Source organism: Paludisphaera borealis (assembly GCF_001956985.1).
Lineage (GTDB): Bacteria > Planctomycetota > Planctomycetia > Isosphaerales > Isosphaeraceae > Paludisphaera > Paludisphaera borealis.
In genome coordinates this window covers 3514928-3531784 of record NZ_CP019082.1, presented here as the reverse complement: position 1 = coordinate 3531784, position 16857 = coordinate 3514928, and the positions used below count along the sequence as shown (strand labels likewise).

Below are 16857 nucleotides of genomic sequence, written 5' to 3'. Positions count from 1 at the left end.
CGGGCGACCCGTCCCGGTGCGTCCACGTCGGCGACCGCGAGAGCAACATCCGCCGCTGGTTCGCTGAACACGCTCCTTGAATTCCTTGCATTACTTCTGTCCGGCGACACTAGCTGCGGAGCTGGACGGGCAAGAAGTCTGGAAAGTGGGAGAGGCTGATCCGCCCCACACGGGCCCCTCCTACATGAACCGGTTTCGTTCCCTGCTCTCGTCGAAGTGACTCGCTCCGGACGAGACCGGGAAACGGGTTGAACCTGGTTCTGAACGATGTTTGGGCGATCTGGATAGAACAGTGACCAACCTCCGTTCGTCGCGTCGTCGGGTTGGAGTTTGTTGGGGAAGTTGAAATCGCCGGCCGTGGCGGTGTCCGGTCGACGATCGTGCCGAGTGAGGTCGTCATAAGACTCGGGGGCGGGGCCGTCGCTTCGCGTCGGCGTATTTGGATCTTGCCTGTTGATCCGCACGGCCTCGGTGGATACAGTTACGTTGTCGTTCCGAGCCTGAACACACGCTCGGTCGACTTTCGGGTCGTGCGACCGTGGCACGACGGACTAGAGCCTGTTGTCGCGCGAGGCTGGACTCTCGCGGCGGCGGGGTGGCTAGATCGAAAGGAGGTGATTGCGTGTGTAGTCATAACCAGGGGCGGCTGGCCTAACGGCAGCCGACGGGTTGCCCGTCGGGCAAGCCGCATTCTTGGAACCTTCATAGGTTTGGTTCGACCAGGCTCGGATCGCAAGTTCCGGGCCTGGCCGAATTCGCCTTTTTTTCCGCTTGAGAATTGGTCTGACGACCGCGTTTGCAAGGGTTTTTCGCTTGGCTCGCACCGTGTTCGCGACTTATTATCCGGCCTCGTATCAGGGCTGGTGGGCCTGGGTGTTTACCGGGCTCACAACAGGTCGCCGGGCGGAGTGCGGAGGTCTCGCTTAGAACCCCTCTCGACATTCAAGCATACACCGAAAGGCCCCGGGACCTGTTATCAGGCACCGGGGCTTTTTTTGTTGGCTCAAGCCTAAGCTCGAAACGGACCGGGGTCGCAGACCCTGGCTAGATCCTGAATTGTGGCTGGCCTCCATGAGGCCGGTCCCATGACTTTATTCAAGGGAGGGCGTCGATCGTGATCGTGGTTATGAAGCCGGACGCGACCGGGGCGCAGATCGAACACATGCGACAACACATCACTTCGCTGGGGATGACCCCGCAGGTCATTACCGGGCAGCATCAAACAGTCATCGCGGCGCTCGGCGAGGAACGCGCCGGGCTGACCGAGGCTCTTGAGCCCGGCGAGGGGGTCGAGAAGGTCTTGCCGATCATGGCGCCGTACAAGCGGGCCTCGTCCGAGCTGAAGCGCGAGCGGACCGTGGTCAAGGCGCTCGGCTTCGAGGTCGGCGGCAAGAAGGTCGCGGTGATCGCCGGCCCGTGCTCGGTCGAGAGCGAGGAGCAGATCGTCAGCATCGCCCGCAAGCTCAAGGAGCTGGGCGCGACCGCGCTGCGCGGCGGCGCGTTCAAGCCGCGCACCAGCCCGTACAGCTTCCAGGGGCACAAGGAGAAGGGCCTCCAGATGCTGGCGGCGGCCCGGGCCGAGACCGGCCTGGCGATCGTGACCGAGGTCATGGCGCCCGAGCACGTACCGATGGTCGCCGAGTACGCCGACGTCCTCCAGATCGGCGCCCGCAACATGCAGAACTACCAGTTGCTCCAGGCCGTCGGCGACTCGGGCAAGCCGACCCTCCTGAAGCGCGGGATGAGCGCGACGATCGACGAGTTCCTCCTCGCCGCCGAGTACATCCTCGATCGCGGCAATCCCAACGTGATCCTCTGCGAGCGCGGCATCCGCACTTACGAAGAGCACACCCGGTTCACGCTGCCTTTGGCCACGGTCCCCTACCTCAACGACAAGAGCCACCTGCCGGTCGTGGTCGACCCGTCCCACGGAACGGGCAAGGCGAAGCTGGTCGCGCCGATGTCGAAGGCGTCGGTCGCCGCGGGCGCCGACGGCCTGATCATCGAGGTTCACGAGGACCCTGAACACGCCGCCAGCGACGGCGCCCAGACCATCACCCCCGCCGCCTTCGGCCAGCTCATGGCCCAGTGCCGCCGTATCGCCGAGGCCGTCGACCGGACGATGTGATCGGCTCCTCGATCGCACTCGACTCCGCATCCCATCGCCGCGCTTCGCCTGCTTTCCCTCACGCGAGGGAGAGCGCGAAGCGCGGCGATCGGCCTCTTGTTCCCCCTTCCCCTCGTTCAACTCAACGCACGTCGCACGTCTTGCCGCTCGGCCACTCGATGGACGTTTCAAAATCGGTGCGAATCATCAAGAGAGGATCTCACGGAGGCTGTTCGTGAGCTACAATTCCCCAAGCGACTTTGTTTCCACGCGCACGTCGGCTGACGCGGCGCCCACGAATGCAAGGTTGTCGGACGTCCTGATTCGGCACTCGATTTGCTGAACTGAGATTTGCTCATTTGATTTGCTGAGTCGACGGCCGCGCGGCGAGGTCGCTCTTCGGCTGACGACGAGAAGGGACGCGAGCCCTCCACTTGTTTCGCGAATTGCGTTCGCGGAGGGCGTGATGCGCAGGGAGGGTGCGGTTGCTCTGTCCCGAGTCCCACTTCGAGAGGTCGCGATGAGTCGAACCAAGAAAAGCAAGGGTGTGTTGGAGAGCGTGAAAGAGACGGTCGTCGATGCGGCCGTCGCAACGACGAAGGCCGTGAAACGCCTTCCGAGCAAGGCCGGCGAGACGCTTCAGGCCGCGGGAGGAGCGATCGCCGCCGGCGCGGAGACGGCCCGAGACCTCGGCGCTGACGCGATCCACGCCGTGACCGCCGCGCTGCCCGGCGGCAAGCCGGCGGCGAAGGCCAAACCCAAGGCGACCGCGCCCAAGGCCGCGGCCAAGACCAAGGCAGCGGCGCCTAAAGCCAAGGCCGCGCCCAAGGCCACGGCCGCATTGAAGACCTCGGCCGCTCCGAAGGCCAAGGCCGCGGTCAAGAAAGCCGCTCCCGCCCCCAAGGCCAAGGCCGCGCCGGCCGCTGCCAAGGTGGAGGCCGCCGCCCCGAAGACGAAAGTCAAGGCCAAGAGCGCTCCCGCCGCCAAGGCTCCGGCGAAGAAGCCGGCCGCCAAGAAATCCTGACGCCGACTCCTCTCGGCTCGAAGTGAGCTCGCCCGGCGAGCGGGGCGGATTCGTCCCCGCTCGCTGGATTCCTCCCCCCTTCTCCACCGACTCGCCGACGCCGTCGACGGCCGGCCGAGTCCGGCTCCTTCTGTATCGGCCTCGAACCCGGTATTTTGGTTGGATCGAACGGTGAGCCGAGCCCCTGGCGGCTCGTCGCGCACGAGCATTCAACCAACCAGACGGGTCGCTTCCATGCTTGACGCCTTGGTCGTTGCGCCTCATCCCGACGACGCCGAACTCGGCGTGGGTGGAACGATCGTCCGCCTCTCCAAACAGGGCTGGAAGGTCGGCGTCCTCGACCTCACCAGCGGCGAGCCGACGCCCCTGGGAAGCCTTGAGCGCCGGGCCGCCGAGACCGCCGCCGCCAATGCGCACCTGGGAAACCCCTGGCGGAAGAACCTGGGGCTGCCGAATCGCAGCCTCGAACCCACCCTGGCCAACCGCCGGGCGCTCGCGGCGGTCTTCCGGCAGGTGCGGCCTCGGTTGATCTTCGCCCCTTACTGGGAAGACGCCCACCCCGACCACCTCGCGGCGACCAAGCTCGTCGAGGACGCCCGGTTCTGGAGCAAGCTGTCGAAGTCCGACATCCCCGGCGAGCCGTTCCACCCCGCCCGGATCTTGTACTACTTCAGCGTCCACCTGCGGATCGTCGAGCGGCCCAGCCTGGTTCTGGACGTCTCCGACGAGATCGACGCCAAGGTCGCGGCGATGCGCTGCTACCGGTCGCAGCTCGTCGACAACCAGCCCGCGGGCCGGCCCGGCGTGATCGATTCGGTCTGCGACCGCACCCGATTCTGGGGGCACATGGTGGGCGTCGGGCACGCCGAGCCGTTCGCCAGCCGCGAGCCCGTCGGCCTCGGCCGGTTGGATTCACTGCTCCTCTGAGCGCACACTTTTCCTCTCCCAAGCGAAGGCGACTTGAGCATGAAACCCGCGACGCGATCTCTCCTTTCCGGCCTGATGGTTCTTTGGTTGGCGACCTCCGCCCGGTCGGCGCCGATCGAGCCGGTTCCGTTCCGGGTTCCGGCGAAGCTCGCCGATGTGGCCCAGGTGGTCTCGCCGGCGCGCATCCAGCTCGACGGCTGGCTCGGCGCGCGGGTGAAGGCCAACGCCACCAAACGCCTTCTCAACGTCGACGTCGAGCCGCTGCTGGCGGGCTATCGCAAGAAGCCGGGGAGCCACCCTTGGATCGGCGAGCACATCGGCAAGTGGCTGCACGCGGCGACGTTGGCCTGGGTCAACAACGGCGACCCGGCCTTGAAGGACAAGCTCGATAAGGTCGTCGCCGAGCTGGTCGCCTGCCAGGAGCCCGACGGCTACCTCGGCACCTACGTTCCCGAGAAACGGTTCGGGCTTTACCAGGAGGCCGACTGGGACGTCTGGTCGCACAAGTACAACCTGATCGGCCTGCTGACCTACCACCAGTACACCGGCAGCCAACCCGCGCTCGACGCCTGCCGTCGGATGGCCAATCTCCTGGCGTCGACGTTTCCCGCCAAGCGGAGCATCCTTGCGGCAGGGACGCAGGTCGGCATGGCGTCGACGAGCGTTCTGGAGCCGATCGTTCTGCTCTACCGGTTCACGGGCGAGGCCCGTTACCTCGACTTCGCCCGCTACATCGTCAAGTCGTGGGACGAGCCGAACGGACCCAAGGTGCTGGCCTCGCTCGCGGCCGGAAAAGGGGTGAACGAGACCGGCAACGGCAAGGCGTATGAGATGCTCTCGAACCTCGTCGGCCTTTGCGAGCTGGCACGGGCCACGGGCGACCGGAGCTATCTCGACCCGGTGATCCATGCCTGGGAGGACGTCGTCGCCAACCGGCTGTATCTCACCGGCTCGGCGAGCGACGGCGAGCACTTCCACGCCGACCACGTCCTGCCGAACCGGGTGAGCGCCCACGTCGGCGAGACCTGCGTGACGACGACCTGGATTCAGCTCTCGCTTCAGTTGCTCCGGCTGACAGGTGAGAATCGCTACGGCGACGAACTCGACCGCGCGTTCTACAACCATCTAACCGCCGCCCAGCACCCGGACGGAGACGACTGGTGCTACTACACGGCCCTCGAAGGCCGCAAGCCGTACGACGCGGGGATCACCTGCTGTCACTCCAGCGGCCCGCGCGGGATGGCCCTCGCCGTGCAGTCGGCCTATCTGGAGACGCGCTGGGAGGACTACGACGCGGTCCTCGTCAACACCCTTGAGACGTCGCGCGCGACCCTGACGCGCGACGGTCAGGAGATCGTGGTCGAGCAAAAGAGCGGGTTTCCGCGCGAGGGGCGATCGACGCTCGCCGTGCGATCGGCCAAGCCGGCTCGGCTCGCGATCCGGATTCGGAAGCCTTCTTGGAGTTCGCGCTTGACGGTCTCGTCCAAGGGCTCGTCAGCGTCGCTGAACATCCTACCGGACGGCTCGGTCGTGGTCGTCTCGGACGCCTGGCAACCCGACACGGTGACGGATATCCATTTCGAACTGAATTCCAGGCTCGTTCCCGGCGGCATCTCGAATCCGGGGCGAGCCGCGATGACCTGGGGGCCGTTCGTTCTGGCTTACGACGAGGCCCGGAACCCCGGCGGCGTCCCGGCCCGAACCGTGGGGTTGGTGGAGAACGAGCGCCTGGAGTTGCTTCCGGGACCCAATCTCGCGTTCCGCGGGCCGGCGGTCGGACGCGATTCGGGCGATCCCAGGCCGGCCGTGTTCGTCCCGTTCGCCGACGCCGGCTCGACCGGCGAGGTTTATCGCGTCTGGCTCCGGGCCCCCGGCGTCGCGCTGGCGAAAAATGAGTCGCTCCTGGCCGACGCGGAGGAAAGCGCCTCGCGCGACGGCAACGTCGGTGGGGCGATCAACGACGGCGATCCCGAGAACTTCGTCGTGACCTTCAACGGTCGCAAGGCGACGGAAGACTGGTACGCCCTGTCGCTCCGCGAGCCCGCGACGATCGCCCGCGTCGTCTACCGCCACGGCCAGTCGTTCCACGACGGCGGCTGGTTCGACGCCAGCCACGGCAAGCCCCGGGTGCAAGTCCGTCGCGAGAAGGACGGCCCCTGGGAGACCGTCGGCGAGCTGGCCGACTACCCGGCCGCGACCTCGGCCAAAGCGCCCGACCTCAAACCGGGCCAGGCGTTCGAGCTGCGCATGAAAGAGCCCGTCACCGCCCGCGCCATCCGCATCATCGGCACGCCGGCCTCGGGCGACAACCCCGATCAAGCCTTCTCGTCCTGCGGCGAAATCGAGGCGTTCGGGAAGTGAGGCGGGACTTCGCGATCGGTTTTCTCATTCAGGCGACTTCGGCGCATAGTAAGGATGGGGGATTCTCGGATTCCCCATTCGCTCCTTCTCAATGCGCCCGTTGGATAGAGACCGAGGCGGCGAGCAACACGGCGAAAAAGCGCGCGATCGAAGCCAAATTCCGTCGAGCCGCCCGGCTTCGTCATCGTCCTGGAAACCCGTATTTCCGCGCGATCGAAGCCAATTTCCGGCGAGCCGGGAACGCGAGTCGTTCCGCTTCGTCCCTGGCCCAGAGCGCCTTTGGAAACCCGTGTTTCGCGCGTGATCGAAGCCAATGGGCTCGGGGAGACTCTTCGTAGGGTGGGCATTGCCCACCGTCGATAACTGTCGATGTTACAACGGGTTCGGATGGTGGGCGGCGCCCACCCTACGGGACGAGAGGGCGTCGGCCGCCCGAGTTTTCCGCGCGATCGAAGCCAATTCCCGACGGCCGGGGCGTAAGCCTCCGGGCGTCGGCATTGGCTCGGCGGGGCAGTCGTGACGACCCACTTTTCCGCGCGATCGAAGCCAATTTCCGGCGGCTCACGATCGTCAGGGTCGGGGGTCGCCGGGAGGGAGGATGCGGACGCGCCGGCCTTCGATCTTGAGGCGGCCGGCGGCGAAGAGGGCGACGGCTTCGGGGAGGGCCTGGCATTCGGCCTCGAAGACCCGGGCGGCCAGCGCGTGGGCGTCGTCGGTTTCGAGGACCGGGACGGAGCGCTGGAGGATGATCGGGCCGGTGTCGTAGGTGTCGTCGGCGAAGTGGACCGTGCAGCCGCTCACCTTGACGCCGTAGTCGATGGCCGCCTGATGCACCCGCTGGCCGTAATACCCCTTGCCGCAGAACGACGGGATCAGGGCGGGATGGATGTTCATCACCCGTCCTTCGTAGTCGGCGGGGATGTCGACCAGGGCGAGGAAGCCGGCGAACAGGACCAGGTCGGCCTTGTTCGCCCGGATCGGGTCGAAGACGGCGGCGGTGTATTCGGCCGGCGCGTGTTTCGCCGACACCGCGACGGCGACCGGAATGCCAGCCTTCTCGGCCCTGGCGATCGCGCCGATGTTCGGCCGGCTGGCCACGACCTGCACGACCTCGGCGTCGAGCTGGCCGGCGGCGATCCGGTCGAGCAGGTTTTGCAGCGACGTGCCGCCGCCCGACGCGCAGACGGCCAGGCGGATCGGCGACTTGCGGCCTGTGTCGGTCATTTGGCCGGGCCTTTCTCGGCCTGGGCCGTGATCACCCGGGCGCACCGCTCGCAGAGCGTCGGGTGCTCGGTGTTCTGGCCGACCGTCGACCGGTAGTTCCAGCACCGCTCGCACTTGCCGTGCGGCGACCGGACGGCCGCAACCTGGAACCGCTCGCCCCCTGGGGCCGGCGTCGAGGCGGCTTTGACGTCGAGTTCCGACACGATGCAGAGCGTGGCCAGGAGGTCGCGATGCGCTTCCAGGAGCGGCAGATCGGCCTCGGCGGCCGAGATCACCACCGAAGCTTCCTGGGCGCTGCCGATCGTCTTGTCCTTGCGGAGAGCTTCCAGCGACTTGAGGACGGCGTCGCGGGCTTCGAGGAGCGTCGTCCACCGTGCGTCGCGGTCGGCGTCGTCCCAGCGCGGGTCGGGCTCGGGGAACTTCGCCAGGTGGACGCTGGCCGGATAGCCCTGCCCGGCGGGGAGGTAGCCCCACAGTTCCTCGCCGGTGTGCGGGATGATCGGGGCCAGCAGCCGGACCAGGACGTCGTGCAGCCGCGACAGGACGAACTGAGCGGCGACGCGGTCGGGGCCGGCGGGCGCTTCGGCGTAGAGGCGGTCCTTGAGGACGTCCAGATAGAAGCTCGAAAGCTCGACCGAGAAGAACTGGTAGATCCGCTGATAGACCCGGTAGAACTCGAACCGCTCGTAGGCCGCGACCACGTCGCGGACTACGTTGTTGAGCTGTCCCAGCGCCCAGAGGTCCAGCTCGTGCAGGGTCGAGACGTCGACGCTCGACGGGTCGAGGGTCTCATAGTCTTCGAGGTTGCCGAGGAGGTAGCGGAAGGTGTTGCGGATTTTTCGGTACGATTCGGATGTCTCCTTGATCGCCCGTTCGCTGATCCGGATGTCGTCGGCGAAGTCCATGCTCGCGAACATCAGGCGGAGGACGTCGGCGCCGTATTGCTCGGTCGCCTTGACGGCGGCCACGGCGTTGCCGCCCGATTTCGCCATCTTCGCGCCCTTGTCGTCGACCACGAACCCGTGGGTCAGGACGGTCTCGAACGGGGCCTTACCCCGGGTCCCCACGGAGGTCAGGATCGACGACTGGAACCAGCCGCGATGCTGGTCAGAGCCTTCCAGGTACATGAACGCGGGGAAGCCCAGCTCGAAGTCGCCGGCGAGCACCGCGCGGTGGCTCGACCCGCTCTCGAACCAGACGTCGAGGATGTCCCCCTCCTTGCGGAAGCTCGTGCCGCCGCAACTGGGACACGACGCCCCCGGCGGCGCGATCTCCTCGGCCGACTTGGTGAACCAGGCGTCGGCGCCCTCGGCCCGGAAGAGGTCGCGGAAATGACGGACCGTGTCGGCGGTGAGCAACTGGGTGTGGCAGCTCGTGCAGCCGAGGGCGGGGATCGGCACGCCCCACGACCGCTGCCGGCTGATGCACCAGTCGGGCCGGAGCGACACCATCGCCTCGATCCGCGACTGGCCCCACGACGGCAGCCAGTTGACGTCGTTGCGGATCGCTTCGAGGGTCCGACCGCGCAGGTCGTTGCGGTCGACGCCGACGAACCATTGCTCGGTCGCCCGGAAGATCACCGGCTTCTTGCAGCGCCAGCAGTGGGGGTAGCTGTGCGTCAGCGGCTGCTCGAAGTAGAGGGCGCCCGACTGCCTCAGATGCTCGACCACCTTGGGATTGGCGGCGAACACCTGCTGGCCCACGAGCCACTCGGGGGCCTCGGCCGTGAACTTGCCCGCGGGGTCGACGGGGCTGAGGACCGGAAGCTGGTAGGCCCGGCCGGTCTGGTAGTCCTCGCCGCCGTGCCCGGGCGCGGTGTGGACCAGGCCGGTGCCGTCCTCGACGCTGACGTAGTTCGCCAGCACGATCGGCGAGATCCGGTCGATGAACGGGTGCCGATACTGGGCGTGTTCAAGTGCCCTCCCCTTGCAGCGGCCGACCTCGGTGAAGTCGGCGATCTTCCGCAGGCCCATGACCTTGGCGACGAGGTCGGCGGCCAGGATGACGCGGACCGTCATGCCGGTGTCGGGGTCGTTGTACCGCACTCCCGCGTAGTTGAGGTCGGCGTGGGCGGCGATGGCGACGTTGGCCGGCAGGGTCCAGGGGTGGTGGTCCAGATCATCGCCCGCCAGTCGGCGTCGGTCGAGCCGTCGGCCTCGGTCCAGGCGGCGGGGACGCCCGAGACCATCGCGAAGTTCACGTAGACGCTCGGCGTGGTCTCGTCGTGGTATTCCAGCTCGGCCTCGGCCAGCGCCGTGCGGTCCGAGATGCACCAGTGGATCGGCTTGAGCTGGCGGAAGACGTAGCCGCCGTCGAGCAGGTCGGCCAGGACGTCGAGGATGCCGGCCTCGTAGCGGGGATCGAGGGTCAGGTAGGGGTTCTCCCAGTCGCCCATCACGCCGAGGCGGCGGAACTGCTTGCGCTGGACGTCGACCCACTTCAGCGCCTCGGTCTGGCAGAGCGACCGGATCTCGGCCTGGCTCAGGGTCGCGGCCTTGGAGCCGAGATCCTTGACGACCTTGTGCTCGATCGGCAGGCCGTGGCAGTCCCAGCCGGGGATGTACGGGCTGTCGAACCCGCGCATCGTGAGCGAGCGGACGACGAAGTCCTTGAGCATCTTATTGAGCGCGGTGCCCATGTGGATCTCGCCGTTGGCGTACGGCGGTCCGTCGTGGAGCACCCGGCGCGGGCTCTTGGCCCGGGCCTGGCGAATCTGCCCGTAGAGGTCCTGCTCCTGCCAGAGAGCCTGGATCTTCGGCTCGCGGACGGTCAGGTTCGCCTTCATGTCGAACTCGGTCGACGGCAGGTTCAGAGTCTCTTTGTAGGGCTTGGCGTTGGTGGACATCGTGCTCGAATCTTCCTGGGGCCAATCGTCATGTCGCCAGTTTGGGACACCCGACCCTATGAAAATCAGGGCCGATTCACGTTACTTTTTGGGGTGCCACGGGTTCCGTCCTCGGAACCCGTGCGCCGCCGGGCCTGGCCTTCACGGGTTCCGAGGACGGAACCCGTGGCACCCTTGACTCTTGCGGCGTCTTTTTGCAGCGATTGTATTTCGGAGCGAAGCCGCCGCCGCTCAGGCCCGCCAGCGTTCCAGCACGCCCCGGACGATGGTCCTGAGCTTGGCCTCGGCCTGGTTGGCGACGGCGATGATCTCTTCGATGCGAACCGGCTTCAGGGCGTCGGGCAGGCACATGTCGGTGACGATCGAGAAGCCCAGCACCTTGATCCCGGCGTGAACGGCGGTCACCACCTCGGGGATCGTCGACATGCCGACGACGTCGGCGCCGATGCCGCGGAGGAACCGGTACTCGGCCCGGGTCTCCAGGTTGGGGCCGGTCACCGCCACGTAGACCCCGCGATGCGCCACGATGTTCGCCTCGAGCGCGACCCGCAGCGCCAGGTCCTGGAGCGCCCGGTCGTAGGGCTCGATCATGTCGGGGAACCGGGGGCCGAGGCGATCGTCGTTGGGACCAATCAGGGGGTTGGCGCCGAGGAGGTTGATGTGGTCCTCGATCACCATCAGATCACCCTTCGCAAACTGCGGGTTCAGCCCGCCGCAGGCGTTGGAGACGATCAGCAGCTCGCAGCCCAGCTCCTTCATCACCCGGATCGGGAACGTCACCTGGGCGGGCGTGTAGCCTTCGTAGAGGTGGAACCGGCCCTCCATCGCGACCACCGAACCGCCGGCCAGTTCGCCGCAGACGAGCTGGCCCTTGTGGCTCTCGACCGTCGCGCGCGGGAAGTGGGGGATCTCGGGATACGGGATGGCGACGGCCGACTCGATCTCCCCGGCCAGCGCGCCCAGGCCGGTGCCCAGCACGAGGCCGATCTTGGGACTCCCCCGCCATGCCGACCGCACCGTCCGCGTGGCCTGTTGAACCTGCTCCCAGTCGTGATGGGTCATCGCGCTTTCCGTGGGCTGGAATCAATCAAAGGGAGGGCGGGCGTCGCCCACCGGCCGGGAATCGACGAACCCCGACGATTCTCGGGTGCGGATCGCGGGAGACCGGCTCGTCAGTCGAAGGTCCAATCAGAAGATGAATTCGAACCGCCGGATCAGGCGGTAGAACCGAGGGTCCTGACGCAGCGTCTTCAGGTCGGCGTCGTGTCGCAGCCGCTCCTGACAGCGATAGCCAAGTTCGAGGGCCCGTTGCAGGCCGGCGAAGGCGGGATCGATCATCCCCAGCAAGGCGTAGCTACAAGCTAGGTTGTACCAGGCGATTGCGTCTTCGGGCAGGAGCCGGACGAGGCGGCGGTCGAGTTGCAAGGCGCGGGAATATTGGCCCTTGGCCGCCAGGTTGGTGGCGTGAACCCGGAGGGCGTCGACGAAATAAGGGTCGCGCTCGAGAATCCCAGCCAGGAACTCGATTTCGAAGTCGCGCTGGGATTGTTCGCGCAGCCGACGCGTGGAAGTGTCGCGAGACGGGCGATCCGCAGAATAATCTCCCGTCCAATCGTTCGGTTCGCCCATCGCAACTGCTCCCTTCATGCCATCCAGGCGGAGTCTCGACTCGTCCAACGAGAACACGGAACGAGGAGGCCGACCTGGCAAGACCTTTAAGGATAGCCGGAACGAAACTCGGGCGACAAGACGCATTCCCCGAAGCATCCTGAAGAATTCTCAGGTCGTTACGTAACAAGACATTAAGTTGAGTTGAAAAAAGCCGAAACGGCCTTGATGGAGGCGAGGAGGATTTCGATTTCGCCTGGCTTGGGCGAGTGCTTGCATTTATTCTTTGGTCTGGTCGAAGGGCGCTCAAAGACCAGAACGTATTGTAGCGAACGCACGCCAGTCCGACCGCGACGAGGCCGATCAGGGCCGTCAACTTCCAGAGGGGTAGCCAATGGCGAGCAACGACCACCTGGATCGATTGGTCTCGCGGTCCGGGCCGTCGGGAAACGCACGGGGGCGTGATGAGTCGGATCACGCCCCCGCCAGGACCGCCATGACGCGATCCAGCACCCTGGATCGCGTTGTGGACCTCGAATCAATCAGTCGATGTCTTCTTCCTCTTCGTCGTCGAGGTCGTCGAACTCGTCGTCGTCGTCATCGTCGAATTCGTCGTCTTCCTCAATGTCGATGTCGTCGATCTCTTCGTCGATTTCGTCGTCCACTTCGTCCTCCTCATCGTCGTCGAAGTCGTCGTCGATGTCGTCTTCTTCCTCGAACTCGTCGTCGAACTCTTCTTCTTCCGAGTCGATGTCGTCCTCTTCCTCGAATTCCTCTTCTTCCTCGCCGGGATGACGCGCGTCGAGGAGGGATGTCGAGGTCTTCCAGCCGTCCCAGGATTCCTCAGGAGTCGTCGGAGCTTCCAGGGTCGCAATCGTCGTCGCAAGTTCGAACATGAATCCGGTCCTCAGGCCAGGGGATGCCGGAAGGAGCGTTCGCTCGAAACGAGGAGTCTCGAAACGTCGCTTCGTTCCTTCGGTTGATCGATGGAGTCAATGGGGGGTAGAGGCTCAGTCCTAGTCAACGTCACGTATCGTTGTCAAGTATCGAAATCGCCGAGGTTGACCACCTCGATGCGAGAGCCCGCGGGTCGGTTTCCGGGCGGTGTTCCGCCGTCCTGAAGGGCGACCCCGAAGGCGTACTCCGGTTTGTTCGGCAAGACCCGCCCAGCGCCTTGAAAAGAGTCGTACGCTGTTGCGGGGGCTGGTTCAAGTCAGACTCCGGAAAATCCCTGCAACCGGACCTTGGGCCGCACGCGAGCCCGGATCGAGTGGACCAAAACGAGACGATCAGACCACCTGGACGACTTGCCCGGCGGCCGCCGATCGGGCGATCGCCTCGCTCAGACGCACCGTGTCGAGCGCTTCGTCGGCCGGGCATGAGAGCGGGGCTTCGCCTCGCAGCGCGGCCAGGAAGTTGCCGTCGATCGATTCCCCGGCGGCGGGGAGGTCGACCTGCCTGGCGGCGGCCCCCTCGCCGTCGTCGATCTCGAAGACGACGTCGGTGGCGCGGATCCGTCCTCGCTCGCCGAAGAAAGTCAGCTCGAATAGGCTGCCGCGCGAGACGCCCGAGAGGGCCAGGGTCGCAGGAGCGTCCCCCGCCAGGCGGATCGTCGCGGCGGTCACGACGTCGAGGCCCGTGGGGAGCTTGCTCTGCACCGCGAAGACCTCATGCGCGGCGCGGCCCGACGTCCACAGCAAGGCGTCGATCAGGTGGTCGCCGGCGTCGGACAGGAGCCCGCCGCCGGCGATCTTGGGATCGAACCGCCATGAGCTTTCGGCCCCCTGCCCTTGCTGCTTGGCCAGCCAGGGCTGGGCCATCACGGCCGTGACCAGGCGAAGCGGGCCGATGGCGTCGGCCGCCAACCGCTTGCGAGCCTCGATCAGACTGGGGCGAAGGCGGTACTGGTGCCCGACGCCCACCTTGCGCTGGCGGCCGCGGGCGAGGCTGACGATGTCGGCGGCCTCCTGCGAGTTCGTCGACAGCGGCTTCTCGACGAAGACGTGGCAACCCGCCTGGAGAGCGTCCATGGTCAGCCGGTAGTGGAACAGGTGCGGCGTGAAGACGGCCAGGGCGTCCAGAGGCAGTTCCAGCAGCTCGCGGTAGTCGCTGAAGACGGCGGGCGGCTTGCTCGACTTTTCGGCGATCCGACCGGCCAGCTTCTCGGCCGACTCGCGGTGAGAATCGGCGCAGCCGACGATCTCGAGGTCCGGCTGATCGAGCAGCCGATCCACGTGAATCCGCGCAGCCTGGCCGCAGCCGGCAATCCCGATCCGCAGCACGGAAGTCGCCATGTTCTTCGTCGCCCCGTCTTGCCTCGAAAGGGTCTGCCAGAGAACCCGTCCACTCACGCGAACCCGACGCTGGGAACCTGCCCCGGACGTCCGCCTCATACCAGCACCACGACACGCCAGCGTCAAGAGTTTATGACGGCTAGTCAAGAGCTTAAAGCGATTTTCCCGAGCCCCTGCGCAGCCGACTTCCCAGCGCCCGAACGAGAGCGTAAAGCGATTTTCCCGAGCCCCTGCGCAGCCGACTTCCCAGCGCCCGCCGATTCTCCATCGCGACGACCAATCGCCTCCCCTAGATCGGAGCCCGGCGATGGAACTCTGAGCTTCTGCAATTCGTCGGCTTGACGCGAACCCGGCCCTGAGTTTATGGTGTCTCTAGAGCACTGAGCGATGGTGGCTGTGGCCTAGCGGTTAAGGCACCAGATTGTGGATCTGGATATCGCGGGTTCGAATCCCGTCAGCCACCCTGAATCTCTCCCTTCCTCCCCATCCGTCGACCGCGCCGCCCGGCTCGGTCGCACCGGGCGACACGATCAAGCCCTGGACGAAGTCCCCGTCCTCGTAGCGGCGGGGAGATTCGGTTACGCCGATTAATTAATCGGGACGGAGACCGATCGCCCGCTTGAGCCGGAATTGGGCGCGGTTGTACGTCAGGACGGAATCCAGGTAATCGGTTCGGGCCTGGACCAGCGCCTGGATCGGCTGGAGGACTTCGATCGGCCGGGTCGCTCGGGGAAGGTTGGCGCCTTGGCGGATGTCGATCACGTTGAGCTTGAACGACTCAACGGCCTCGACGACCGTGTTTTTCGATTCCTCGATCTGGAGGATCGCCGCGCTTCGGGTCTCGTACGACGCGGCTACGTCGGCCGTAACCTGGTTGACCATCTTGATCAACTGGAGATTCGCGACCTCGCGGTCGGCGGACTTGCGGCGCATGATGGCCCAGTCGCCGAACCCCAGGTTGTGCAGCTCCCAGAACAGGCTGGCCGCCGAGTCGCCCCGCATGCCGAAGTTGCCGAAGAACGAATTGTTGCCGCCGCCGAAACCGCCCCCCGAGACTGTCAGGCCGAGGCTGGGGATCAGCGGCCGGAGCCGAGCCTGCTTCAGCCGAACGGCGGCCGCGTTGAGCAGCTCGCGATACTGAGCCAGTTCCGGCCGTCCAACAAGCGCCTGGGACAACAAGGCCTCAATGGGCTCGTCGTCCGGGATCAGGTGGATGATGGCTTCGGCCGGCTCGACCGGGGCGATGATCAGCTTGGGATCGAGCAAAAGCAGGCGAACCAGGTCGGTCGAGGCGACCTGCAACTGGCCGACGAGCAACCGGACCGACTTCCGCTGGTGATTCAGCTCGGCGAGCGCCCGGTGGTGGTCGGCGGTCTTCCCCTGGCCGGACTCGGCGTAGGCGCCGGTGATTTCCGAGAGAAGCTCCGCGTTGGCGGCCGCCTCGCGGGCGATCGCCAGTTTGCCGCTCGCCTCCTGGAGGGTGAAATAGGCCTCGGCGGTCTCCAGCAGGGCGTCGTTGATCTGCGCCGATAGGTTCGCCCGGGTCGCCTCGGCGTCCCGTCGCGCTGCCATCGGCTCGTAGATCGCATCCGAGAACCGCAAGACCGACGACATTCCGTTCACGGCCGGATAGCCCGTACCCGGCGACGGCGCCGCGAATCCATTGGCCGTCGACATCAGCCCGCCGATGTACAGCGAATTACGGTTGACGTTCTGCACCTGCCCCGTGACCGTCTGGACCTGCCCGTCGGCGCGATAGAAGGTCGGGCCGAAGAAGATGGACGGCAGCCAGAGCGCCCGGGCTTTTCCCAGATCGGCCAGCGCCTGGTTGATCTGCTGCCTGGCGATGGCGATGTCCACATTGCGCGCCCCCGCCAGCCGAAGCGTGCTGACCAGGTCGATCGGCTGGAGCACCCGGCCGGGGGGAAGATCGATCCGGAGCGTCGCCGACTGCTTCTTGGCGGCCTCCTCGATCATGGAATCGGGAGACGTCGATCGTCCGGGATTCGGAGATCGCACCGTAGTCGCATCGGCGGGAGAAGTTGGGAGGGGCTCCAAGCCGGTCGTCGTGGATCGAGAGACGGCCGTCGTGGTTCGGTCGGCCGCGTGAGTTGGTCCATCGGGAGCCGCCGCGCCGGCGGCCGACGCTCGCAACGCCACCATCAGGGCCAGTCCAGCCCGCGCGAGCCCTCTGATTCCAGAGTCTCGTCTCATGAGAATCCTCCATCCTGGAAGCGACCGCACGTCTTCGCGAAGGCGTCCTGCCTGAAGACCGATCGTCGGAGTCGCCTTGTGCATTCCGTCAATCAAGACGCCGGTGCTCGACGCCACGAAAGTCCCGCCTGGGCTTCGTCTTCACGAATTCTTCATGATATTCTCGTGCGTATCCTGCATTAAGCCGCGCCTCCACGCCTCGCCCCTTGGGTTCGAGCGCTCTTACAAGGCTCATTCGACCGGTGTCAAGCAA

The 16857-nt window shown here is 66.1% G+C and carries 12 protein-coding genes and 1 tRNA gene; 5 read left to right on the top strand and 8 right to left on the bottom strand.

Translation table 11 applies throughout. The features are described 5' to 3' along the window. Nucleotides 1-1114 precede the first annotated feature (1114 nt). The 4 genes from aroF to BSF38_RS13645 all read left to right on the top strand — a co-directional run bounded on the left by aroF (nt 1115) and on the right by BSF38_RS13645 (nt 6419). Nucleotides 1115-2128 (top strand): 3-deoxy-7-phosphoheptulonate synthase, encoded by a 1014-nt coding sequence (gene aroF / locus BSF38_RS13660; RefSeq protein ID WP_076346439.1) that lies wholly within the window; start codon nt 1115-1117, stop codon nt 2126-2128. A gap of 499 nt (nt 2129-2627) precedes the next feature. After that, the gene (locus tag BSF38_RS31355) at nt 2628-3131 is read left to right on the top strand and encodes a hypothetical protein (RefSeq protein WP_076346437.1); all 504 of its coding nucleotides are present in this window, start codon (nt 2628-2630) and stop codon (nt 3129-3131) included. A 234-nt stretch (nt 3132-3365) separates the two neighbouring features. Then, nucleotides 3366-4058 carry a bacillithiol biosynthesis deacetylase BshB1 gene (bshB1, locus tag BSF38_RS13650; RefSeq protein ID WP_076346435.1) on the top strand — a complete coding sequence of 231 codons (693 nt, stop codon included), beginning with the start codon at nt 3366-3368 and terminating at the stop codon, nt 4056-4058. Nucleotides 4059-4097: 39 nt separating this feature from the next. Continuing rightward, nucleotides 4098-6419: a glycoside hydrolase family 127 protein gene (locus BSF38_RS13645; protein WP_076346433.1), complete on the top strand. Its 2322-nt coding sequence runs from the start codon at nt 4098-4100 to the stop codon at nt 6417-6419. Between the two features lie 570 nt (nt 6420-6989). On the opposite strand, the gene purN is transcribed toward BSF38_RS13645, so the two are convergent. From purN to BSF38_RS13615, 7 genes are all read right to left on the bottom strand, one after another. Next, the gene (purN, locus tag BSF38_RS13640) at nt 6990-7643 is read right to left on the bottom strand and encodes a phosphoribosylglycinamide formyltransferase (RefSeq protein WP_076346431.1); all 654 of its coding nucleotides are present in this window, start codon (nt 7641-7643) and stop codon (nt 6990-6992) included. Continuing rightward, nucleotides 7640-9688, bottom strand: a complete 2049-nt coding sequence (locus BSF38_RS32515; protein WP_338044267.1) for an isoleucine--tRNA ligase — start codon at nt 9686-9688, stop codon at nt 7640-7642. Before BSF38_RS32515 ends, purN begins: the two co-directional genes overlap by 4 nt. After that, nucleotides 9658-10488 (bottom strand): class I tRNA ligase family protein, encoded by an 831-nt coding sequence (locus tag BSF38_RS32510; RefSeq protein ID WP_338044266.1) that lies wholly within the window; start codon nt 10486-10488, stop codon nt 9658-9660. The genes BSF38_RS32515 and BSF38_RS32510 overlap by 31 nt, the downstream gene beginning before the upstream one ends. A gap of 231 nt (nt 10489-10719) precedes the next feature. Further along, nucleotides 10720-11550: a purine-nucleoside phosphorylase gene (locus BSF38_RS13630; protein ID WP_076346429.1), complete on the bottom strand. Its 831-nt coding sequence runs from the start codon at nt 11548-11550 to the stop codon at nt 10720-10722. Between the two features lie 126 nt (nt 11551-11676). Next, on the bottom strand, nt 11677-12117 hold the full coding sequence (locus BSF38_RS13625; RefSeq protein ID WP_076346427.1) for a TPR end-of-group domain-containing protein: 441 nt from the start codon (nt 12115-12117) through the stop codon (nt 11677-11679). Nucleotides 12118-12638: 521 nt separating this feature from the next. After that, nucleotides 12639-12992, bottom strand: coding sequence for a hypothetical protein (locus BSF38_RS31350; protein WP_076346425.1), 354 nt, complete (start codon nt 12990-12992; stop codon nt 12639-12641). A gap of 393 nt (nt 12993-13385) precedes the next feature. Then, the gene (locus tag BSF38_RS13615) at nt 13386-14390 is read right to left on the bottom strand and encodes a Gfo/Idh/MocA family protein (protein ID WP_076346423.1); all 1005 of its coding nucleotides are present in this window, start codon (nt 14388-14390) and stop codon (nt 13386-13388) included. A gap of 390 nt (nt 14391-14780) precedes the next feature. Between BSF38_RS13615 and BSF38_RS13610 the strand changes: the two genes are divergently transcribed. Continuing rightward, nucleotides 14781-14853, top strand: a tRNA-His gene (locus BSF38_RS13610). Between the two features lie 128 nt (nt 14854-14981). Here the strand turns inward: BSF38_RS13610 and BSF38_RS13605 are convergent. Continuing rightward, entirely contained in the window at nt 14982-16367 is a 1386-nt protein-coding gene (locus BSF38_RS13605; protein WP_076346421.1) for a TolC family protein, read from the bottom strand. Nucleotides 16368-16857: the final 490 nt, after the last annotated feature.